Raw genomic sequence first — 22,502 nt, forward strand, 5'->3', positions numbered from 1 at the left:
TAAAGATATGTTAATAGTATTAGTGATCCTGGTGGTGTTTGTATGCGCTTTGCTGGGTCTTATCGTGTTGATACAAAACCCTAAAGGTGGTGGCCTTTCATCAAATTTTTCAAGCTCATCACAGTTAATGGGTGTGCAAAAAACAGGCGATTTTTTAGAGAAGGGTACCTGGATACTGGCTATAACTTTAATGGTACTGTCATTAGGTATAAATGTAGTAGCAAAAAATGGCCCTGCGGCTGGTGCTACTAACAAATACCAGGAGCAGATAAACAAGTCGCTTGATGCAAAACCAACAACAGCTGCGCCAAGTGCCGCACCGGCTTTCCCGTCGGTTACTCCACCTGCAACAACAGACACATCAAAAAAATAATATTTTTGAATACATAATTAAAAGGCTTTGGAAACCCCAAAGCCTTTTTTGTGTTATACATTACTGTCATGATGACACGCGGGGCGAAAACTTTTCAGCCTTAAAAAAAGCAACTTGCATAAAACTGACAATTAAACAGCTATTAATGCCAATTTTTGTTGTTTTTACTGCTTGGCATAATTGATGTGTAAAAGCAAGCACATAGAAAAACTTATATAAACTAAAAAATAGTATACATTATGTCATTAAACATTAAACCTCTCGGAGACAGGGTGGTAGTTGAAGCTGCTCCGGCCGAAACCAAAACAGCATCAGGTATTTATATTCCTGAAACTGCTCAGGAGAAACCACAGCATGGTACAGTTGTATCTACCGGTCCGGGTAAATATGCTGAACAAACCGGTAATTTAATTCCCTTGTCAGTTAAGGCAGGCGATAAGGTGCTTTATGGCAAATTTGCAGGTCAGGAAATTACCATTGACGGTAAAGATTACCTGATAATGAGAGAATCTGATATCTACGTAGTATTATAATTATTGAATTATTGAAGGATGAATTAGTGAATTCCAATCCTCAATGCAAAAATCAATAATTCTATAAATCATTAATTCAAAATTAAAACATAAATGACAAAGCAAGTTAAATATAACGTTGAAGCAAGAGACGCGCTGAAAAGAGGTGTAGACATTCTGGCTAATGCAGTAAAGGTTACTTTAGGCCCTAAAGGCCGTAACGTAATTATTGATAAAAAATTCGGTTCTCCTTCTGTAACTAAAGACGGTGTTACCGTAGCTAAAGAAATTGAGCTGAAAGACACCATTGAAAATATGGGTGCACAGATGCTTAAAGAAGTAGCATCAAAAACTGCTGATCAGGCTGGTGATGGTACTACTACTGCAACAGTGTTGGCACAAGCCATTGTAACTGCGGGTATTAAAAACGTAGCTGCGGGTGCAAATCCAATGGATTTAAAACGTGGTATTGACAAAGCTGTTAAAGTTGTTGTTGCCGATTTGAAAAAGCAAAAACAAGATGTTGGTGATGATTTCAGCAAGATCAAACAAGTAGCATCTATCTCTGCAAATAACGATGAAGTGATCGGTGAAATGATTGCTGACGCGATGAAAAAAGTAGGTACTGCAGGCGTTATAACTGTTGAAGAAGCAAAAGGTACTGAAACCGAAGTTAAAACTGTAGAAGGTATGCAGTTTGACCGTGGTTACCTATCAGCCTATTTTGTTACCAATACCGACAAAATGGAAGCAGAATTAGAGAATCCGTACATCCTTATCTGCGACAAGAAGATCTCTTCAATGAAGGAGATCCTTCCTATCCTTGAAAAACAAGTACAAACAGGCAAGCCATTGTTAATTATAGCTGAAGATCTGGAAGGCGAAGCGCTTTCTACTTTAGTAGTTAACAAGATCCGCGGCTCACTGAAAGTAGCGGCTGTTAAAGCTCCTGGTTTTGGCGATCGTCGTAAAGCTATTTTAGAGGATATCGCCGTTTTAACAGGTGGTACTGTAATATCTGAAGAAAAAGGTATCAAATTAGAATCAGCTGAACTAAGCGATTTGGGTCAGGCTGAAAAAATAACTATTGATAAAGATAATACTACTGTTATTAACGGTAAGGGTGATGCTGCAGCTATAAAAGGCCGTATCAATGAGATCTCTGTATCAATGGAAGCTACTACTTCTGATTACGACAAAGAAAAACTGCAAGAGCGTTTAGCTAAATTATCAGGCGGTGTTGCTGTATTGTATGTTGGTGCAGCTACCGAAGTTGAAATGAAAGAGAAAAAAGACCGTGTTGATGATGCATTGCACGCAACCCGTGCCGCTGTTGAAGAAGGCATTGTTGCAGGTGGTGGTGTAGCTTTCATCCGTGCTGTAGCAGCTTTAGCTGATGTTAAAGGTGATAACGAAGACGAGAACACCGGTATCCAGATCATCCGTCGTGCTATTGAAGAGCCGTTACGTCAGATCTGCGAGAACGCGGGAATTGAAGGTTCTATCATTGTACAAAAAGTAAAAGAAGGCACTGCTGATTTTGGTTACAACGCACGTACTGATAAGTTTGAAAACTTAATTGGTGCTGGTGTAATTGATCCAACTAAAGTAAGCCGTATAGCTTTAGAGAACGCGGCTTCTATTGCAGCTATGTTGTTAACAACAGAGTGTGTATTGGCCGACGATGCTGAAGAACAATTTAACGGTGCGCCAATGAATGGTGGCGGCGGCGGTATGGGCGGCATGATGTAATTAGATCAGGCTGTACAGTAAGCTGTATACAATAAAAACCCCTGTATGTTTTTACGTACAGGGGTTTTGTTATTTTATACCAAGCTAAAGTCATTGCTGCGTAAACAGACGGTCATCTGTTAATCAAATGATTAATTTTCGGCAAAAACGGCCTTAATCGTACTTATTTTTGTATCAGTATCTAAAACAAATAAAAGAGGCACAAGAATTGCCTGCATTTAAACATGAAACGATTAGTAGCAACAACAAAGCACGTACACTCAACGCTGGTTGATCTGGTACTTTTTAAAGTGCCTGAGTTGTTTGTAACTATTTACGGAAGGTAATTAATTACTTAACTTCGTGCCAGCAATGGAAAAACAGAAGTTAAGCTTACAATACCTTTACGATAAAAGCCTGGAATGGGCTATTAATCACGGCCCAAGTTTCACATTCGGAATCATTTTATTAATAGTAGGGCTTTGGCTCATTAGGGTGATAAGCACCCGCCTTCGCGACCGCATGACGCGGCAGGAGATACACTCTTCACTACAGCCGTTTTTTCTAAGTGTAAGCATAACCACTTTATATGTTTTGCTGATAATATTGGTGATGAATGTTATCGGTTTTCCGCTAACCATATTCACAACCATTATTGGTGGCTTTACTGTAGCGGTGGGCCTGGCGCTGTCTGGTACGTTTCAAAACTTTGCAGGCGGTATATTAATACTGCTTTTAAAACCATTTGAGTTAGACGACAGTATAAGCGCACAGGGGCAGGATGGCAGAGTAACATCTATACAGATATTTTATACCGTACTACTTACTGCCGATAACAAGACAGTGATCATCCCCAACGGAAAGCTGTTTAACGAGGTAATTGTGAATGTTACCCGCGAAGGCAAACGCCGGCTTGATTTTGAAGTGAAGGTGGGGTACGTGGTAGACGTTGACCAGGTTAAGGAGGTAATACTTGATACAGTTAAGCTACATAAATCCATCCTGACCAATCCTGCTATAAGGGTGGGAATTATATCGCTCGAGGTTGATTGCATACGGTTCGCCGTGAATGTTTGGGTAAAGCCATCAGATTTCCTCACTACCAAAATGGAACTTCAGGAAAACATAATTAAAACGCTAAAAGCTGCCGGAGTAAAGCTGCTCGGCACCTGATCATAATTTCTGGCGGGCTTTTATCTCCAGGTACTTGTTTATGGTATTTACGTTCAGGTTTTGCGGAGCGCTTAATATAGATTGTATGCCATGTTTGGCAAGTTCCTTCACAATAAGTTTTTTATCGAAGGCCATTTTTTCGGCAATGGTTTTTATGTAAATGGCCTCCAGGTCTTCCGCGTGTTCTTCGCTTAGTTTTTTCAACTCGGTGTTTTCAAAAAATACTACCAGCAATAAATGGAATTTGGCTATTCTTTTTAAATAAGGCAGCTGCCGGTTAAGGGCTGACATGCTTTCAAAGTTTGTAAAGAAAACCACCAGGCTGCGTTGTTTTAACACGCTGCGGATAGTTGTATAAAGCAAGCTCATATCCGTTTCCAGGTACCTGGTCTTCTCTTTATATAAAGCCTCCATTATTTTATTCAGTTGGGTGGCCCTTCTGTCGGCAGGCACAACTGTTCCCTTTTTTTCTGATATGGTTATCAGTCCTGCTTTGTCCTGTTTAAGCATGGCCACATTTAACAGGATAAGGCTGGCATTAATGGCATAATCAAGCAGGCTCAAACCCCCGAATGGCATCTTCATTACCCTCGATTTATCAATAACACAATACACATGCTGAGATTTTTCGTCGGTATAGGAATTGGTCATCAGGCTACCCTGTCTTGCAGTTGCTTTCCAGTTAATGGCCCGGTAATCATCGCCCGGCACATAATTTTTTACCTGCTCAAACTCAAGGCTATGGCCCAGGCGGCGTATTTTTTTAATGCCAAACTCATCCAATCGGTTGGATATAGCCATCAACTCGTACTTGCGCATTTGCAAAAACGACGGATAAACCGGCAGCGTTTGCGCCTGCTCAAAATTGTATCGCCGGTTAAGCAATCCCAGTGGCGAGCTAACATAGATCCTTACAGCGCCAAAATCATATTCGCCTCGTTTTTGCGGTTTTAAAATATAGTTTAACACTTTATTTTCGCGCGGTTGCAAGTGGGTTTTAAACCACACGTCGCGCTTTTGAAATTGAAAGGGTATCTCATCAATAACACCCACATTAATGGCAAACGGATAGTTATTCTCTATATAAACCCCAAGCAAATTATCGTCATTGTTGCTCAGTCGCTCGGGCGTATGGCGGCGTGAGAAGATGCCTTTGGACGTGCCGTACAGCATAATAATATCAACTAGAAGCACCACAACAAACGCCCAAAAGAACAGTTGCGGCACCACGCCCAACCACGGAAAAAAGAACGACAGCATAAACAGCACCACCGCGCATGCTATAACGATGAATAACCTGTTGGTTAAAAACAGGTTTGTATAGAACTTGCTGATGAACTTTTTCACGCCCGCATTTATCTTGGTACCTCTATTTTTTTGATTATTTGATGGATAACATCATCCGGTGTAAGGCCTTCCATTTCTTTCTCCGGTGTTAACATAATGCGGTGCCTTAATACCGGCACGGCTGTAGCAATAATATCATCCGGTGTAATAAAATCGCGGCCTTTTATAGAAGCCAGCGCTTTTGCCGAATTTATTACAGCCAACGATGCCCGTGGCGATCCGCCCAGGTAAACAGATTTATTGTTGCGTGTTTCGTGGATAATTTTGGCTGCAAATTCAAGGAGTTTTGGCTCAACATGCAGGCCCTTAACCTTTTTACGCAACTCCACAATATCATCAATAGAAAGCACTGGCTGTATGTTGCTTAACTGATCATTAGGTGTTTGCTGGTGCTGTTGCGTAAGTATAGTTATCTCATCTTCAAGCGATGGATATTTAACCTCTATTTTAAACAGAAAACGGTCAAGCTGTGCTTCGGGCAAGCGGTAGGTGCCTTCCTGCTCAATCGGGTTTTGCGTGGCCAGCACTATAAAGGGTTCCTGCATTTTATACGTTTGCCCGTCAATGGTTACCTGCCGCTCCTCCATCACCTCAAACAATGCCGACTGCGTTTTGGCCGGCGACCGGTTGATCTCATCTATCAGAATGATGTTGCCAAAAATGGGCCCGCGTTTAAACTCAAACGCATTGCTTTTTGGGCTGAAGATAGATGTCCCCAACACGTCCGAAGGCATCAGATCAGGCGTAAACTGAATGCGCGAGTATTGCGCGTTAATGGTTTTGGCTACAAGCTTGGCAGTTAAAGTTTTGGCTACGCCCGGCACACCCTCAATAAGCAGGTGTCCATCAGCTAAAATACCTGCAATAATAAGTTCTATAGTATCATGCTGCCCAACTATAATTTGCGCTATAGCGGCCTTAATTTGCTCAACAGCCTTGCTTAGTTGGCTAAGGTCTGTTCTTTGTTCAAATATTTCATCGTCCATGTTGCTCATATTTTTTGATAAAATTTTTCGATAAGGAGGTTCAATTCAATTAGTTCTTTGTCGGTAACCTTGCTTTGCTGGCCTATGTAATTAATATAACCAACAAGGTCTTGTATAAAAGCGGTGTCAATGCCGGTTTTCCATACCATACTCTCAATAAATTCGGCGTCAAGCCGCGTAGTTTTTAGCTGGTATTGTTCGCGCAGAAAGCTTAGCAGGTATAATATTTTTTTAAGCGCGATGTTGCTGTTGTCGCGCTTCTCGTAATAAACTTTTCCAACAACCTCAACAAAATCAACTGTTGCATTTTTTAGAGGATCAATTATCGGGATAATGCGTTGTCGCCTTTTTATCTCAAAAAAAACAAATAAAGCTAAGCCCCAAAAACTTATATAAAATGCCCATTGTAAGCTTGAACTGGCAAAGAAAGCTCTGAGTGGCGATCTGTCTATAACAATATCCCGGTTTTGAAATTGGTCCCAATAAATATTGTTGTTAGCCGGTAGGTAAGATAAAGCTGCCGATGCATATTCGGCCCCATTCCGGGTTAATAAACTGTAATTGGTAAATAGCTCGGGGTTAGCACAAAGCAGTAAGCTGCCCTTGCCAAAACGATAGCGCAGGTAGTTGGCGTTCCCCGCTTTGTTAAGGCTGATGATGGTTGCCCTTGCTGTATCATAGCTGTTAAAATATTGGGCGCTTATTTCTTTATCAAACTTATAGTACCGCGATTGCCTTAGTTGTTTATTAGTGAAATTAATTGCGGTTTTTGCATCGTCATCTTCAATGTCATTATTAAATTTTAGTCTGTCTGCTATTACACCGTTCCAACTGAAGGTGGTGATAAACACGTTATTTCCGGCCCTTATGCCTTTAAGCATTTGCTCAAAATCGGCTTTAGTAATGGTAACTGTTTTAGCAATAATGATGTAGTTGCCCGGCTTTGTACGTCCACGAAAAAAGTTGTACAAAGACTGATTAGTATTCTTAACCTGCGCACCCGGAAAAATATCCGTTAAACGCTCGCGAAGCGCATAGGTGCCAAACGGAATTTTATCGGCGGCGGCTAAAGTAGGTTGCCAGTTAACCGGCGCAGGTTTATTGTACTGAATAACCAGGTAAATGATCAGCAACGCGCTGCCTATGGCTAAATAGATCTTAAAGTCTTTCATCAGCGCTTAACTTTAAAATCTGTAAACAAATTATTTATCCGCCCAAAGGCATCGGCATCAATATTAAATTCGCCATACCAGATGTATTCAAACTGCCGGGTTAGCAGGTTAAATGCCAGCCGCTGGTCAAAGTCCCGCAATTCATTACTGTATTGACTATTAGTTTTGTTGATCTCCCAGCGTATCAGCCCCGCATCATTTAACTGCTTAAGGCTTTTTAAATATAATAGCCTTACCGCAAGACGATAGTTGCGTACGTTAATGGCTTTCTCCAGTTCATCGTCCATGTTAATTTCATGGATATTCTCGGTAAGCTCGCTATACGGTAATCCAGCCGAAGCGGCTTTGCCGCGTATAACTTTAAAGGGATCTACCCCAGCCAGTTTCATGATAAGGAAAACAATGCCTACGACGCCTAACGCCATAAGTAAATAGGTTATCCCTCTGGCTACTAAACTTTTATTTGTATTATCAAATAAACTCCAGAACCATCTTTCCAAACGGTCCCAAAACGATTCGCCCACATATCCCTCGTCGTATTGAAATTCCTTTTGATGCCGGTATTTTTCTAAGGCAGGTTGGTTGAATATCCTTTTATTGATATCTACACTGTCATGCTGTGCTACCAGTGGCTTTTTTACCTCCTTAACAGGCTTCGCGCAAAAAGCCACGCCCGCTTGCATACCAATAAAAAATACTATTAAATAAAGATAGCGCAGCATTAGTAGTCTTCGGCGGGTAAGTTGTTTTGGTCTTTATTATCGCCTATCTGGTTTATGCGCGCCATTAAGCCGGTGCCTTCTTTTTCCTCGTTAAGGCTAAAGTAACATAGTGCCAGTGTTATAATGGGCAAAATATACAATACCATAGCTAAATGGGTTAAAACGGCAGTTAGAATGGCCGCTATATTACCGCCCGGCCAGTGCAGAAGCTTAGCGAATTCGGTCCATAACGCGCCGGGTAATGAAAATATGGCTGCAGTTATGCCTACAATCACCCCCATAATAAATAGCGCGCCAAAGGTGGTCCACCAGTTGTCTTTTATCAACCTGAAACTTTGATTAAAGGCATAACCATAACTGCTGTTTTCCATTATCATAATAGGAAACATAAGGCCAAGTATAGGATAGAGCCATACACCTGGTATTAAACAAAACACCATACCTATTATCAATAGAATAGTGTTAAGTATAGTGCTTCCGAATATTTTAAAATAATAATATTTAAGATAGCCCCATACCTCCTCATTTGTTGCAGGAGTATTGCCTTTCTCTTTGTAAATAGTCATGTAAGACAATACGGTTACTACAATAGCGGTATAGGTAAGCAAAGTAAAAAAGAGCGTAATAAGAGCGGTTACACCTACCTGCGTAAACTGACTTACCCTACTTATAGGTCCCTCATATTGCCCTCCCTGAATGCTGCCCGTCAAATCGAGCATTTTTATTTGTTGCATGGCGCTTGCAACAATTGTGGCTACAATAAAGAAACCACAAAAGGTGAAATAACTCCGCAACAGCGGCTTAAAATTTTGCCGTAAAAACAAAAATGAATCGTTGATGATAGCGCTAAAATCGCGCACCTTGGCCAATTCAATATTAGGTTGTTTCATTATGGTGATATTTAGGTTTATATAGTTTTTTAGGATATAAAATTACGTACCAGATAATAAAAATTAACGAGGCGGTAAGAATAGATGCACTTAACCAAATTGGCATTTCGGTACGGCGCGTTATAAAGCTTTCTAAAAAAGCGGCAACAATAAATATGGGTACCAGCCCAATGGCTATTTTCATGCCGTCTTTAGCGCCCCGCTTTAATGACTCCATGCGCGAGAAAGTTTTAGGGAAAAGTATTGAATTGCCCAATATCAACCCAGCCGCGCCGGCAATAACAATAGACGAGATCTCAAGCGTGCCATGCACCCATATAACCAGTACAGATGCCAACCCCAGGTTTTTACTGAAGAAGAAATACTGGAATGAACCCAGCATAATGCCATTTACAAACAGCATATACACCGTACCTACTGATGCAAATATGCCGCATACAAAGGTTCTTAGTGCAACAAAAATGTTGTTTCCACCAATAGTCAGCCACATAAAAAACTCATTTTGCTGTTTGTATACTGCAAAAGGGTCGTTTTTTGCAATATTGGCCTCAGTCATATCCACATAGGCATCCCCCAAAATAATGCGCACAAAACTTTGGTCGTATTTAGCAGAGAGGGCACCCATCAGCGAAAAAGTAAGGAAGAACAAAAACGCGTAAAGCAACTGCCTGCGATAAGTATAAAATATCAACGGCAACTCATATTGCCAAAATGAAATAAACCTGTTGCTCTTTTCGGTTTTGTTTTTGTAGATGGATTGGTGCAAACCTGCCGCCAGTGAATTTAGGTAAGCGGTAGTTTTTGAGTCGGGATAAAACGTTTTGGCAAAGGCAAGGTCGTCTGTTATCTGAATAAAGCGGTCGGCCAATACATCGGGATCGTTGGAGGGCTCGTTTTCAAAGCTTTTCCATTTAGCCGTGTTTTGTTTAACAAATAGGGGTTCGCGCATTTATAATTAGTTTGCAGGGTTAAATTAGATACAAAATTTGTATCATTCAACTATTTATTGAATATTCAGCTAATAAATTTATCGCAATGCCAACTATCCGTATCACAACCTCACAGAATATAGACATTGACTATGAAGTAGCCGGCGTTGGGCCGCGCATAATAGCCCGCATACTTGATGGCCTGTTGTTTTTTGTAATTATTATGGCGGCTGTTATTGCCGGTATAATGAGCCATTTGGAAGATGTAGGGGCTATAATAGCTATTGTGATTTTCCTTGTGCTTTATGTTTTTTATGATCTGCTCTGCGAGATCTTTATGAACGGACAAAGCATTGGCAAAAAGATCATGAAGATCAAAGTTATAAGTCTTGACGGCGGAAGGCCATCTGTTGGGCAATATATGTTGCGATGGTTATTCAGGATTGTCGATTTTTCGCTTACAGCAAGCCTTTGCGGACTAATATCAGCCGCGGTAAGCGAAAAAAATCAACGCGTAGGCGACATGGTAGCGGGCACTACTTTGATAAGTACCCGCCAGGGTACTAAAATGCGTGATATTGCATTTACACCGCCCGAAGATGAAAATTATACGCCGGTTTTTGCAGAGGCAGTACAGCTAACCGATAAAGATGTAGCTTTGATACACGAGGTATTGGCCAGCTACATACAATCAGGCAATAGCGTTATTTTATATAACACCGCCACCAAGCTAAAGCAGGTATTGAATGTTGAGACCAATATGGACGACATGCGGTTTTTACAAACGCTTATTAAAGACTATAATCATATTGTAGCTACCGCAAGCGCTGCCGATTTATCGTAAGCAATATGCCATAGCTTAAACCCGTAGCTTATCAGTACCAGCCAACCAACTATTACAAAAAAACTTTTTTTGAGCAGGCCTTTTTCGGTATCCAGCTTAAAAAATCTGTCGGCCAGGGTATAGATGATGAAGAGAAGCAAGGGAATGGTTGCCGGATAAAGGCGGAAACTTTCGCTTAAATTGCCCTGCATTAGTGCCAGCACAGATCGCTGAAAGCCGCAGCCCGGGCAATCTAAACCGGTGAAATATTTGAATGGACAGGGAAGTAAATGATCCCGCAGCCAGCTAATAAAAAGCGGTTGACTGCGGGATATATTTATAATGGCAGAAACTATAACCATTAAACCTGTGGCGGGTTGGGATTAAAAGAATCATGCGGAGGCATACCGGCAAATTTTGCTTCGCTTGCTGATGGTCCTAAATAAGGATAATTACCAAAACCCAGTATCGGATAAAATATCATCGGTAGTATCAAAAGGCCAATTGTAAATCCTTCGCTTTGACCAAAACTTTTAGCCAATAAGTTAACCAGCCAGATAAGAATTACAATGTTTACGCATGGAACCAGCAATAAAATTATCCACCAAACTGGTTTGCCAACAATCTCCAGTAACACTATATAGTTGTAGATGGGAATAATTGCCGCCCAGCCTGGTTTACCGGCCTTTTCGTATATTTTCCATTTTCCTATTACAGAAATTATCCAAATGATAAGAAAAGGAATAAAGATAACGCCAAAAATTGCGGCTAACACACCTGGGTTCGCGGCACTTGAAGAATAATCGTAGTCGTTCATAAAATGATAAGATAGAAAGGGTTATGGGTTTAAATTAATTAAATGCAATATAAAAAAATAAAATCCAAACATCTGTTGTTGGTTTTATTAAAGTATACGTGTCATTCTTTATTACTTAATTTGTAAATGCAGCGCGAACAAATATCTGTTTTTGATATGTTTAAGGTGGGTATTGGGCCGTCAAGCTCGCATACCCTTGGGCCCTGGCGTGCTGCACAGAAATTTGTGCAATTGTTGGAAAGCAAAAGCACACTTTCATTAGTCGACGGTATAAAAATATTGCTCTACGGCTCACTGGCAAAAACGGGTAAGGGCCACGGAACAGACATTGCCGTTTTACTCGGCCTGTGCGGTTTTGACCCGGTAACTTTCCCGGTTGATAAGATTGAAGAGGAGATCAACCAAATTGGCTCCGAACATACGCTCGTACTTGGCGGGAAAAGACAAATATCTTTTAATGTTGAAACAGACCTTTTGTTTCTTTATAACGAAAGCCTTCCCTTTCATCCTAACGCGGTAACTTTTCAGGCCTTGTTATCAGATGGTAAAGCTATTTCGCAAACTTATTATTCAATAGGTGGTGGGTTTGTGGTTACGGAAGGCGGGGAGGGAAACGCCAAACCGGAAGTGGATCTGCCCTTCCCGATAGATACGGCTGCCAACCTGCTTCACTGGTGTATTAAAACCGGACTGAAAATATCAGACGTAGTGATGGAAAACGAGCTGGCCTGGCGCAGCGAGAAGGAAACCCGCGATGGCGTGCTGGCAATTTTTAATGCTATGGCGGAGTGTATGTACCGTGGATGCCATACAGGCGGCTACTTGCCCGGGGGCCTTAATGTTGCCCGCCGCGCTGCCGAACTGAATAAACGCCTGATAGGTAACAAGACTTACGGCAATTATAAGGAATGGGTAAGCGCCATCAGAAAAACCGGCAATAGCTTTCATAGTATACTGGATTGGGTAAGTTGTTTTGCCCTGGCGGTTAACGAAGAAAACGCTTCTTTCGGTCGTGTAGTTACCGCGCCAACCAACGGGGCGGCGGGGGTGGTTCCGGCTGTGCTGCAATATTATATCGTTTTTTGTGATGGCTTTAATGATGATAATATTATAAAGTTTTTGCTTACCGCTTCAGAAATAGGCAGCATCTTCAAAAAAGGAGCCACTATATCAGCTGCTATGGGCGGTTGCCAGGCCGAAATAGGTGTATCGTCAGCAATGGCCGCGGCCGCGCTTACAGAGCGTTTAGGCGGATCGCAGCGGCAGGTATTAATGGCTGCCGAGATAGCCATGGAGCATCATTTAGGCATGACCTGCGACCCCATAGGCGGCTTGGTGCAGGTGCCCTGCATAGAGCGTAACACCATGGGCGCCATAAAGGCCATTACGGCATCGCAGCTGGCTTTGCAAAGCAACCCCGATAAGGCCAAAGTAAGTTTAGATGCCGTTGTTAAAACCATGTGGCAAACCGCGCAGGACATGAATGTTAAGTACAAAGAAACTTCTGATGGTGGCCTCGCCGTCAATATTCCGCTAAGCTTGCCCGAGTGTTAGGGGAACATGTTTTTATTTCTCTAAAGTTAATTCCTAAAAGTTTTAAGCGTCTATCTTCCGCTTTTTGCGCTTAAAAATGAACAAGATGGTTTGAAACTAATTGCTTTTAAAGTAAGTATAATTTCTGCTTACTAACTAAAAGTATTATGAGAAAACTGACATCCTTAATGATGGCTGTTGCAATAGCAGGTAGTATTGTATCATGCCGAAAAAGTACTCAGATCCCCCCAAATCCTCCGGAAACTGTAAATAAGGCAGCGCCTGATGGATTTAATTTTTCAAGTTCAAAAAATGTAACGGTTAATATCACGTTGCGTGATAACAACGACGGGCCACTTAAAGGCGTGGTGCTAAGCGTTTATGCAACGGATAATACCAGTGCTGATGCCGCTATTTTTAGAGGTGTTAGCGACGCTACGGGTAAAATTACCGCAACTATTAATGTTCCGGCATATTATACCAGGTTAATTGTTGATCCTGCCTATGTTGGCTTAATTCGCAATGTAACGGTCAGCTTGAATAACAATGCGGCTACGGCAGTTATAGGCGGCAAGGCTGGCTACAGCGGCGATGTAGTGCCCGATGCTATAAATGATGCACCTGTAGCACCTGCGTCAAATGGAGGCAGGCAGGTTAACGGCTTGCTGGGGATAGATTATGTTTACCCAACCGGTTACACAAGCGCTAACGCGTTTACCACACCAACCAACCAGGGTAAACCGGCTTACCTGGAAACTACGGCAGATGTAATAGACGCGTCTTTGCTCTCCTACGTTAATGCTTCGCTGCCAGAAAGCCAGACTGTTCCTAATCTTCACCCTGAATATTTAAGCAATAGTGCCACCAGGGTTATTAATATAACCGCCAGAGCCGATGTATGGATAACGTTTGTATCAGAAGGGGCCGGTTTTCAAAACACCTTAGGCTTTTATACTTACAAAACCGGATCGCCGCCAAGTTCTACCGGCGGAGGTACACTTTTGGGAGGTATTGATAAAATAACTTACATATTTCCTAACGCATCTGCCAACGGATCAGGCGGTGGTTTAAAATCGGGTGATAAAGTTAAAATAGGAACATTTGATGCAGGCACCACAATTGGCTTTGTTTTGATGCAGAACGCGTGGACAGGCAGTGGTGTAAATACACTTAGCACTAAATTTTTCACCCAGGACGAATTTAACCCTGAAAACACAGCGGCATTACGTAAGCATACTGTTATGCTGTACGATGATGTGCATAAATTGTACCTGTTAGGCTTTGAAGACCAAAACCGGCAAAACGGAGGATCAGATAATGATTTTAACGATCTGGTATTCTACGCTACATCAAACCCTATAACAGCCATTTCTAACTCGGGCGTTGCTGTAATTGATAATGGCGGCGACAGCGATGGCGATGGGGTTTTGGATGAATTGGATGCATTCCCTAACGATGGAACTAAGGCGTATATCAGCTATTATCCATCGGCAAGTAAAATGGCAACCCTGGCCTTTGAGGATAACTGGCCAAGCAAAGGCGATTATGACCTGAACGACCTTGTAGTTAATTATCGTTACGCGTTTACAAGCAACGCATCTAACCAGGTTGTTGAGTTAAAAGGAGAATATAAAGTAGCGGCAACAGGTGCATCGTTTAAAAATGGATTTGGGGTGCAATTGCCTGTGGCAGCGTCCGCCGTTACCGGGGTAACAGGGCAACTACAGTCAACCGCGCCTTACATTACTTTTGCTGCAAATGGGGTAGAAGCCGGGCAAAGCAAGGCGGTTATCATTCCGTTTGATAACCCGGACCTGCTGATCAAAAATCCCGACAATTCTTTCTTTGTAAACACACGTACAGATAAGGATAAGGTTACCAATGGCGGCACGGCCACTGTTGTTGTTAAGTTTGGAACACCGGTAGCCTCGTCAACCTTAACCGCTACAGCGTTTAACCCCTTCCTGATAAGTAATATGCGGCGCGGGTATGAAGCGCACTTGCCTGGATACGCACCAACAGACAAGGCAACAGCCAGCCTGTTAGGGCAAGGCGACGATAACTCTGTTGCGGCCCAGGGCAGGTACTACCAAACCAAAGAGAATTTGCCATGGGGCATTAGCTTTAGCGAGGGCTTTAGTTACCCTATAGAGGGTGCTAATATAAGTGCTACCTACCTGCATTTTAATGATTGGGCTGCATCTGGAGGTACAAGTTATACCGACTGGTACACCAGTACAGCTGCAGGATACCGCAATACCGGAAACATTTACAGTAAATAATTAGATAGTAGATAGATGAGGTTTTAAGCCGCCCTTGCAAAAGGGTGGCTTTTTTTATTGCGATAAGGCAGACCTTACCAGTGGTTCTAATCTTTCCATCCAAAGGCTATACATTTTAGCAGAGGGGTGCAAGCCATCGCCTGCAATCAGATCCGCATCTTGATTTGCTTTTCGGGATATATCAGTTATATCAAGATAGCTTACACCAGCTGCCAGCGTTATTTGCTTATTGATAGCGTTAAATTGGTCTATCTGAGCAGCAATCTGCGCTTTGTCAGATGATGCAGCATAAGGCGTAACGCTATAGTCGGGTATAGAGAGTACAAAAACCCGCTTGGGCTTATTGTCCGCAAATGATATAGCGGTATTGAGCAGTTTAGTGAAATTGTTGCTGTAAGTAGTAGCACTTACGCCCTGATATTGGTCATTTACACCTATAAGTAGGGTTACGACGTCAAATTTCTTATCAAGTACGCCACTGCCATCTATCGCATATATAAGGTTAGTTGTTGTCCAGCCCGTTGCGGCAATTATTGTCGGATCGCCTGTTTGTTCCCTGCCAAGCAAGCGTGTTAGCTGGTAAGGGAAAGATTGGTCAAGTGGTATAGATTGCCCCACAGTATACGAATCTCCCAGAGCCAGGTATTTAGCGGTAGGGTTTATATATAACCCATTAGGATCAATTGGATCGTCGAATTCACTTTTTTTAGCACATCCGCTTAAGGCTATAACTAATAATAGAAAAGAAAAAATTGTTTTCATAGCACCTCCCATATATTAAGTATACGAAAAGCATGCCACATTGGATGTTCGGCTACCTAAGGCTTTATTTCTTAAATAGCCGCAAGTCAAACTCAAATGCATCAATACTTTTTATGCGCACATTTTTAAAGTCGGGATGGCGGGGGTTGATAAGGTAGTTATGGTCGCCTGCGACTGTTGCCGATGGTACCTGCACCATTAAATGCTTGTTGCTTTTAATAAAGTTGTCGCCAATTAATTGAGTAATTTTTGTAAAAGGATTTGTGTGCCAGTTGGCAGGCAGATCCGCAATTTCTACCCGGGGGATGCTTGCTTTATCAGGTATCTCAATTACGGCCAGGTAATAATCAGTAGGTATAATGCCCATTGGCACGTGCACCGCTATTTCAACCACAGCTAATGCCCGCGATGCTGCCGTGTATAAAACCGGGATACCTTTGCTGTTCCAGCGCCCGCCGGTTTTCTCGGCCCCGTAACCCGATAGGTCATTAATATACGCTTGCTTGCTAAGCCGGTAAACAATCATGCAAATACGCCATGTTCAATACGCCCCAGTTCATCATAAATTAGGGTTATGCCGAAAGAGGTATCCAGCATATCTTTTGGCTTTACGCCACCTAAAGCTATGCTTTTGGTATCCATCCAGGTATAAAAATTATCGGCTACGCCAAAAACATCAATGCCTTTTTTATAGAGCAATTCAATTTGTAATATTTTTTCAGAGTAGATGGGATCAAAGGATTTTTTTTCCTTTTTATAACGCTGAATTGTGCGTTCAGAAAGATGCAGATACGATGACCACTCCTCAAAACCGAAATTGATTTGAGTAGAAAGCCTGGTAAAATAAGGATAGGGTACGCCCTCTCTAACCATATTGGCCAGATCAAAGGCGTCGTCATCGCCAATTGGATATTTTTTTACTTTGCTCATATCTTTTGACATCTGTCATCAAATTTACGACACTTGTCTAAAATAAGCAAGTATTATCAAAAAAAGTTTTATTAAACTTAAATTAGGCCAGCTGCATCTTAAATAGTTGAGCAATATGTTGCTGCAGCACTTGTTGCACCTCTTTCAGGTCAACCTGGCGGCCCAGTTCCTGCTGCATTGATGTTACCGCTTTGTCGTCTATTCCGCAGGGTACTATATTTTTAAAATAATCAAGCTGGCTGTTAACATTAAGCGCTAAACCGTGCATAGTTACCCAGCGGCTGCAACGCACTCCCATGGCACATATTTTACGGGCACGTTGGTTATCCGCATCAAACCACACGCCGGTGTAGCCGGGGTAACGGCCGGCAGTTAAACCATAATCTGCCAAAGTAAGTATTATGGCTTCTTCCAGCGTACGCAGATATAAATGTATGTCTGTAAAAAAATTATCCAGGTCCAATATAGGGTAACACACCAATTGCCCGGGTCCGTGGTAGGTTATGTCACCACCCCGGTTTATGGGGTAAAAGCTGGCATGCTTTTCTTCAAGGCCACTTTCATCAAGCAGCAGGTTTTCGGGTTTACCACTTTTACCCAAAGTATAAACATGCGGATGCTCGCAAAAAATAAGGTAGTTAGGCGTTATATCTAGGGTAGGGTCGCTGTCAGTTTTAGGTTCACGGTTGCGGATAGCAGTTTTTATGGCAATGGTATCAGCAAATGTAGCTTCCTGTTTATCCCAGGCCGCTTTGTAATCCATTAATCCCCAATCCTGCACTTCAACTTTTTTGTTCTGCATCACTCATCCCTTTACATATCCTATCATGTAGTCTTCGTATTGCAGATAGCCTACCGTATAATTAATATTAACGTTGCCTTTTTGCAACAGCGCTTCTACAAGCCCTTTGTCGGCCAACTTAAAAGGCTGTAATGAAATATCGTCGGCAAATGATACTTCTTTTTGTCCGTAGCATTTGTAAACAGCTTCTTTAGCGCACCAGCAAACATATAACTGTTCAATTTTATGTTTGTCATCAATAAAACCAAGCTCGGCGGGGCGCATAAATTTATGAGCAATGCGCTCCACTTTTTGCTTTATCTGTTCAACGTCAATACCAACAGGGCTTTTCCTGCTTATCATTACAGCAGCATAGTCAAAAGAGTGACTTAAAGATATATGATAGGGGAGCGTATAAAGATAGGGTTTGCCATGCTCATCTATCCGGCAATCAATATATTCTTCTGTGTTCAGCATCTTGCGCAGCAGAACGCGGGTACCCAGCCAGTGCAGGTGTCGCTTACCGCTACTTATACCCTCTACAAATGCCTTCTCTTCGTCGTTAAGCTGTAGTTGCTGATATAGTTCATCAGCTTGTTCTTCAATTTTCCAGAGTGCAAACTCAGTATCATCATCAATCCGTTGGCGGTATGCTATGGCCATAAAGTAAAATTGCAAAAAGCATGGCAAACTTATGTTAATTAATTCTAATTTTAACCCGCAATCATCCTTACCCCAATGATTTTATCAGACAAGCGCATTCTCGAAGAAATTGACAACGGAAACATTGTAATTGAACCTTTTAAACGGGAGTGCCTCGGTTCAAACTCCTACGATGTGCATTTAGGTAAGCATATGGCTACCTACCGTAACCGCGCGCTTGATGCCCGGTTACATAATGAGATAGACGCTTTTGAGATACCTAAAGAGGGCTTTGTTTTGCAGCCCAACACGCTTTATTTAGCGGTGACTGTTGAGTATACAGAGACCCATAAGCATATTCCGTTTTTAGAAGGAAAATCAAGCACAGGGCGTTTGGGTATTGATATACATGCTACGGCAGGTAAAGGCGATGTAGGCTTTTGCAATACATGGACACTTGAAATATCCTGCATGCAGCCGGTGCGTATTTATCCGGGCATGCCGATAGGGCAACTTATCTACTTTGTAGTGGATGGCGACGTTGAAACAAGTTACAGTCAGAAAATAAACGCCAAATACGTAAACCCTTCTACCCGGCCTGTTGAGAGCATGATGTGGAAGAATACGTTTTAATGCGGTTTTTTGGGGCTTTTTGAGTAAATTTGCTTCCTGCATGCCCACTCAAACACAAGAAGAAACCTTTACGCTGGAAGAACTGCTGGCCGGATTAAAAGAAATGCATCGTTTAATATTATGGAACGATGATTTTAACACCTTTGATCATGTAATACACTGCATGATGAAATACCTTGATTATACCGAAAGCCAGGCCGGCAAAATAGCATGGAAGGTACACAACGAGGGAAAATGCGCGGTGTTAGAAGGCTCTTTTACAGAAATGGAGATCTATAGAAAAATTTTACAGCAAGAAGGACTTACGGTTTCAGTGGATTAACCGGTACAACATACAGACATTATAAAAGAAGAGGCCGCATTAGCTATAATGCGGCCTCTTCTTTTATAATTTAATTTCCCTTTCTTATCTGCCGGAAGTTTTAGGTTTCTTCACACTAAAATGTGGTTTGCCTGCCGGATTAATTTCCGGAGCGCCAACCAGATCCATCGCGCAGCGGAAACCTACTTCGGCGCTGGCATCACCCTGGTCCATAAAACGGCGGGTAGCCGGGTTTAACCAGTAGGCCATATCATTCCACGAGCCGCCTTTGTATACTTTAGAGCGGTCATTAACCAAGGTGGTTACACCATATAAGCTGGCATTAACAGTATCTCTGAAACCGCGGGCATCCGCATTATAAGGCTTGCCTGCCAGTGGGTCTTTATTTACAAATGGAACTCCCTGCCCTTGTGTTGCAGCAGCAGGCCTGCCGGTAGCAGCAGCTACGTTAGCCAGGCTATCAGCACGTTGCGATGCTACAAGTTCTGCATAGCTCATTTTTTTCTGCGACTTTGCAGGGTCCTTTATAGGGCGGCCATATTTATCTTTGGCATATTGGCCGGTACTGGCGTTGGCCAGGCGTTTGTCGCTAAACTGGTTTCCTCTAAAAGGGTTAAATGCGTCAACATCTTCAAATGACATTTGGCGGTAGGTATCTTCAACCCACTCGTTAACATTACCTGCCATGTTGTATAAACCGAAATCATTGGGTTGATATGACCTTACAGGCGCAGTAATAAACGCTTTATCATTCAAATATCCGCCAACACCGGCGTTGTCGCCGTTGCCACGTTTAAAGTTGGCTAAAATTAAGCCACGGGTTGCTTTATCAGGCGAGCGTACGCCTAACCCATTCCATGGATAAACTTTACCGTCGTTTATATTTTCAAATTGTGTATTACCGTTAAGCGAAACAGCCGCGTACTCCCATTCTGCTTCGGTAGGCAGGCGGTAAGCGGGTTTTAAAATCCCATCTTCTACACGTACAGGCCTAACTTGTTTCTGATTGCTTCCTAATGGAGCATTTGGATCAGCTACAGGGTTTAAATTGGCAGGCATGCGTTTACCATCAACACCAACTCCCCTAACCTGGTTGTTAAGGTACAGGTCTGTATTAAACGTTGTTTTTTGCGCGTCGGGGTTATTAGCTAAAAGCTGGCGGTTCTTTTTGTCGCGTGGGTTCAATAAAATTCCGCGTTCCTGTAAAATAAACTCGTTAGTGCGGTCGGTACGCCATTGGCAATATTCCTGCGCTTGCTCCCACGTAACACCAACAACCGGATAATCCTGAAATGCCGGGTGACGCAGATAGTTGTTTACATAAGGCTCATTGTATGATAACTGCCTGCGCCAAACCAAAGTATCTGGCAGCGCATTATAGTAAAGTTCGTGGTCGCCGGGAAAAGAAGTTCTGATCCATGAAAGATAGTCCAACCAATCCTGGTTAGAAACTTCGGCCTCATCCATATAAAACGCGGGTATAGTTACCCTTCTGCGCACATTGTTATATTCAAATGTAATGTCCTGATCTGCGCTGCCGCCTAACACAAATGTACCACCTTCAATAGCAACAAGGCCAGGGCCCGGAGCAGGGTGGGTTTGGCGGAATCTTTGATATCCGAATTTTTTGTCGTTATAAGGAATACCCGTTTTATCAGATCGTTGTTTACTACAGCTGCTTGCTAACATTGCTAAACCCAACAGCGCTAAAGCAGTACGAGTAAAAGGTAATTTCATATTTTTACGAAGTATATATTACAGGGGAATAACTAATAATCTATATAAGGGGTAAATTTAATTATTTTAAAGTAAAAAACTAATCAAAAATTTTGCAACCCCTTATTACGTTTTTATATGTAATGGCTTTAACGCTATTTGCCCGCAAGATGTTGCAAATGTGCTATCAGAATAAAAAAAATCTTGTAGCTGATAGCATTTAATTCCATTATATTTATCCGTTAATTTAAATCTGTAGCGAATGAAGTTTTTTATAGGGGCGGTAGCCGTTTTATACATGCTGGCAATGTTGCCGGCAAGTGTAAGCGCTCAAACCAATACCGATGGCAGCGGTTTCGGCGCACTTCCAACCGCGGTACCTTTTTTAAATATTGCCCCTGACTCCCGCTCGGGCGCTATGGGCGAGGCAGGTGTAGCTATATCACCCGACGCCAATTCAAATTTTTGGAACCCCTCTAAACTGGCATTTATTGAAAATGATTTTGGTGTTGCCGCGTCATACAGCCCCTGGTTAAGGCGCCTGGTGCCCGATGTAAGTTTATCATACCTTAGTTTTGCACATAAGCTGGATGCAAGGAATGTTATAGGTGCTTCTGTACGATATTTTAACTTAGGCGCTATACAGTTAGTGGACAATAATCAGCTTAATCAGGGAACCTATCGCCCTAATGAATATTCAATTGATGCTTCTCTGGCGCGTAAGTTTGGCGATAATTTTTCGTTGGGTTTAACCATGCGTTTCATCCATTCAGATCTTTCAAATGCATCTTTCTCTACTGGAGCTACGCAGGGAATAAAGCCGGCTAACGCATTTGCTGCCGATGTATCTTTATTTTATAAAAAACCAATGGAACAGTTTGGTACAGATGGTATCTTCTCATTCGGTGCCAATATCTCTAACATAGGTACAAAGGTCAAATATTCAGAAGGCGGCCCGTCGTACTTTTTGCCTACCAACTTAAAATTAGGCGTTGCAGATACCTGGAACATTGACGATTACAGCCAGTTAACCGCAACGGTTGATTTTAACAAACTGCTTGTGCCAACACCCCCGCTGCGCGATGCTAATGGCTTTATTGTAGCCGGCCGCGATGATAATGTGTCGGTTTCGTCGGGTATCTTCGGCTCGTTTAGCGATGCGCCGGGTGGTTTTAAAGAGGAGTTGCGGGAAGTAAGCATATCATCAGGCCTGGAGTACTGGTACAATCAGCAATTTGCGTTAAGAGCCGGTTATTTTTATGAAAACCCGCAAAAAGGCGGCAGGCAGTACGCCACATTAGGTGTGGGCCTTAAGTATGATATTTACAGATTTGATTTTTCTTACCTGGCGGCCAACCAAAAAAACAGTCCGTTAGCCAATACGCTTAGAATATCGCTTGGAATTAGCTTTGGCAATAAGAAATAA

24 protein-coding genes are annotated in these 22,502 nt (G+C 42.3%); 10 read left to right on the forward strand and 14 right to left on the reverse strand.

The genetic code is table 11. From position 1 onward, the window contains the following. The first annotated feature begins 7 nt into the window (after positions 1 to 7). The 4 genes from secG (at position 8) to ACFQZS_RS10065 (ending at position 3,789) form a co-directional block, all read left to right on the forward strand. Positions 8 to 373 (forward strand): preprotein translocase subunit SecG, encoded by a 366-nt coding sequence (gene secG, locus ACFQZS_RS10050; RefSeq protein WP_377099790.1) that lies wholly within the window; start codon positions 8 to 10, stop codon positions 371 to 373. A 239-nt stretch (positions 374 to 612) separates the two neighbouring features. Beyond that, entirely contained in the window at positions 613 to 906 is a 294-nt protein-coding gene (locus ACFQZS_RS10055) for a co-chaperone GroES (RefSeq protein ID WP_377099792.1), read from the forward strand. A gap of 93 nt (positions 907 to 999) precedes the next feature. Beyond that, positions 1,000 to 2,637: a chaperonin GroEL gene (gene groL / locus ACFQZS_RS10060; RefSeq protein ID WP_377099794.1), complete on the forward strand. Its 1,638-nt coding sequence runs from the start codon at positions 1,000 to 1,002 to the stop codon at positions 2,635 to 2,637. A gap of 351 nt (positions 2,638 to 2,988) precedes the next feature. After that, entirely contained in the window at positions 2,989 to 3,789 is an 801-nt protein-coding gene (locus ACFQZS_RS10065) for a mechanosensitive ion channel family protein (RefSeq protein WP_377099796.1), read from the forward strand. Here the strand turns inward: ACFQZS_RS10065 and ACFQZS_RS10070 are convergent, their stop codons facing one another. From ACFQZS_RS10070 to ACFQZS_RS10095, 6 genes are read right to left on the reverse strand one after another with little or no spacing between them, the layout of a single operon-like run. Beyond that, positions 3,790 to 5,136, reverse strand: coding sequence for a DUF58 domain-containing protein (locus ACFQZS_RS10070; RefSeq protein WP_377099797.1), 1,347 nt, complete (start codon positions 5,134 to 5,136; stop codon positions 3,790 to 3,792). 8 nt (positions 5,137 to 5,144) lie between these two features. Continuing rightward, positions 5,145 to 6,122 (reverse strand): AAA family ATPase, encoded by a 978-nt coding sequence (locus ACFQZS_RS10075; RefSeq protein ID WP_377100565.1) that lies wholly within the window; start codon positions 6,120 to 6,122, stop codon positions 5,145 to 5,147. Positions 6,123 to 6,127: 5 nt separating this feature from the next. Beyond that, on the reverse strand, positions 6,128 to 7,294 hold the full coding sequence (locus ACFQZS_RS10080) for a DUF4350 domain-containing protein (RefSeq protein WP_377099799.1): 1,167 nt from the start codon (positions 7,292 to 7,294) through the stop codon (positions 6,128 to 6,130). Further along, positions 7,294 to 8,016 carry a DUF4129 domain-containing protein gene (locus tag ACFQZS_RS10085; protein ID WP_377099801.1) on the reverse strand — a complete coding sequence of 241 codons (723 nt, stop codon included), beginning with the start codon at positions 8,014 to 8,016 and terminating at the stop codon, positions 7,294 to 7,296. The genes ACFQZS_RS10080 and ACFQZS_RS10085 overlap by 1 nt, the downstream gene beginning before the upstream one ends. Continuing rightward, entirely contained in the window at positions 8,016 to 8,906 is an 891-nt protein-coding gene (locus tag ACFQZS_RS10090) for a hypothetical protein (protein ID WP_377099803.1), read from the reverse strand. The genes ACFQZS_RS10085 and ACFQZS_RS10090 overlap by 1 nt, the downstream gene beginning before the upstream one ends. Next, positions 8,893 to 9,855, reverse strand: coding sequence for a stage II sporulation protein M (locus ACFQZS_RS10095; protein WP_377099805.1), 963 nt, complete (start codon positions 9,853 to 9,855; stop codon positions 8,893 to 8,895). Before ACFQZS_RS10095 ends, ACFQZS_RS10090 begins: the two co-directional genes overlap by 14 nt. Before the next feature lie 86 nt (positions 9,856 to 9,941). Here ACFQZS_RS10095 and ACFQZS_RS10100 point away from each other — a divergent pair, with 86 nt between their 5' ends. After that, a complete protein-coding gene (locus ACFQZS_RS10100; RefSeq protein ID WP_377099806.1) occupies positions 9,942 to 10,679 on the forward strand; it encodes an RDD family protein in 738 nt (245 codons plus the stop codon). Here the strand turns inward: ACFQZS_RS10100 and ACFQZS_RS10105 are convergent. Both ACFQZS_RS10105 and ACFQZS_RS10110 read right to left on the reverse strand, forming a co-directional pair. Continuing rightward, positions 10,640 to 11,020, reverse strand: coding sequence for a DUF2752 domain-containing protein (locus tag ACFQZS_RS10105; protein ID WP_377099808.1), 381 nt, complete (start codon positions 11,018 to 11,020; stop codon positions 10,640 to 10,642). The two genes, ACFQZS_RS10100 and ACFQZS_RS10105, sit on opposite strands and share 40 nt — an antisense overlap. After that, on the reverse strand, positions 11,020 to 11,475 hold the full coding sequence (locus tag ACFQZS_RS10110) for a DUF5684 domain-containing protein (protein ID WP_377099810.1): 456 nt from the start codon (positions 11,473 to 11,475) through the stop codon (positions 11,020 to 11,022). The genes ACFQZS_RS10105 and ACFQZS_RS10110 overlap by 1 nt, the downstream gene beginning before the upstream one ends. Positions 11,476 to 11,601: 126 nt before the next feature. On the opposite strand from ACFQZS_RS10110, the gene ACFQZS_RS10115 reads away from it, so the two are divergent. Together ACFQZS_RS10115 and ACFQZS_RS10120 are read left to right on the forward strand one after the other, a co-directional pair. Next, the gene (locus ACFQZS_RS10115) at positions 11,602 to 13,029 is read left to right on the forward strand and encodes an L-serine ammonia-lyase (protein ID WP_377099811.1); all 1,428 of its coding nucleotides are present in this window, start codon (positions 11,602 to 11,604) and stop codon (positions 13,027 to 13,029) included. Positions 13,030 to 13,175: 146 nt separating this feature from the next. Then, complete coding sequence (locus tag ACFQZS_RS10120) at positions 13,176 to 15,290, forward strand: LruC domain-containing protein (RefSeq protein WP_377099813.1); 2,115 nt, start codon at positions 13,176 to 13,178, stop codon at positions 15,288 to 15,290. A gap of 54 nt (positions 15,291 to 15,344) precedes the next feature. Here the strand turns inward: ACFQZS_RS10120 and ACFQZS_RS10125 are convergent, their stop codons facing one another. The 5 genes from ACFQZS_RS10125 to ACFQZS_RS10145 all read right to left on the reverse strand — a co-directional run bounded on the left by ACFQZS_RS10125 (position 15,345) and on the right by ACFQZS_RS10145 (position 18,426). After that, positions 15,345 to 16,052, reverse strand: coding sequence for an SGNH/GDSL hydrolase family protein (locus tag ACFQZS_RS10125; RefSeq protein ID WP_377099815.1), 708 nt, complete (start codon positions 16,050 to 16,052; stop codon positions 15,345 to 15,347). Between the two features lie 64 nt (positions 16,053 to 16,116). Then, complete coding sequence (locus ACFQZS_RS10130) at positions 16,117 to 16,578, reverse strand: RES family NAD+ phosphorylase (RefSeq protein WP_377099817.1); 462 nt, start codon at positions 16,576 to 16,578, stop codon at positions 16,117 to 16,119. Next, positions 16,575 to 16,982 (reverse strand): type II RES/Xre toxin-antitoxin system antitoxin, encoded by a 408-nt coding sequence (parS, locus tag ACFQZS_RS10135; protein WP_377099818.1) that lies wholly within the window; start codon positions 16,980 to 16,982, stop codon positions 16,575 to 16,577. The genes ACFQZS_RS10130 and parS overlap by 4 nt, the downstream gene beginning before the upstream one ends. Before the next feature lie 82 nt (positions 16,983 to 17,064). Beyond that, on the reverse strand, positions 17,065 to 17,784 hold the full coding sequence (lipB, locus tag ACFQZS_RS10140; protein ID WP_377099820.1) for a lipoyl(octanoyl) transferase LipB: 720 nt from the start codon (positions 17,782 to 17,784) through the stop codon (positions 17,065 to 17,067). Positions 17,785 to 17,787: 3 nt separating this feature from the next. After that, positions 17,788 to 18,426, reverse strand: a complete 639-nt coding sequence (locus tag ACFQZS_RS10145; protein WP_377099822.1) for a 4'-phosphopantetheinyl transferase family protein — start codon at positions 18,424 to 18,426, stop codon at positions 17,788 to 17,790. Between the two features lie 75 nt (positions 18,427 to 18,501). On the opposite strand from ACFQZS_RS10145, the gene dcd reads away from it, so the two are divergent. Then, the gene (gene dcd, locus ACFQZS_RS10150; protein ID WP_377099824.1) at positions 18,502 to 19,038 is read left to right on the forward strand and encodes a dCTP deaminase; all 537 of its coding nucleotides are present in this window, start codon (positions 18,502 to 18,504) and stop codon (positions 19,036 to 19,038) included. Positions 19,039 to 19,078: 40 nt separating this feature from the next. Further along, a complete protein-coding gene (locus ACFQZS_RS10155) occupies positions 19,079 to 19,360 on the forward strand; it encodes an ATP-dependent Clp protease adaptor ClpS (protein WP_377099826.1) in 282 nt (93 codons plus the stop codon). 84 nt (positions 19,361 to 19,444) lie between these two features. On the opposite strand, the gene ACFQZS_RS10160 is transcribed toward ACFQZS_RS10155, so the two are convergent. Next, complete coding sequence (locus ACFQZS_RS10160; RefSeq protein WP_377099828.1) at positions 19,445 to 21,097, reverse strand: SUMF1/EgtB/PvdO family nonheme iron enzyme; 1,653 nt, start codon at positions 21,095 to 21,097, stop codon at positions 19,445 to 19,447. Positions 21,098 to 21,338: 241 nt separating this feature from the next. Here ACFQZS_RS10160 and porV point away from each other — a divergent pair, with 241 nt between their 5' ends. Continuing rightward, complete coding sequence (gene porV / locus ACFQZS_RS10165; protein ID WP_377099830.1) at positions 21,339 to 22,502, forward strand: type IX secretion system outer membrane channel protein PorV; 1,164 nt, start codon at positions 21,339 to 21,341, stop codon at positions 22,500 to 22,502.

The sequence above is a fragment of the Mucilaginibacter calamicampi genome, from assembly GCF_042676765.1.
GTDB classification, from domain to species: Bacteria; Bacteroidota; Bacteroidia; order Sphingobacteriales; family Sphingobacteriaceae; genus Mucilaginibacter; species Mucilaginibacter calamicampi.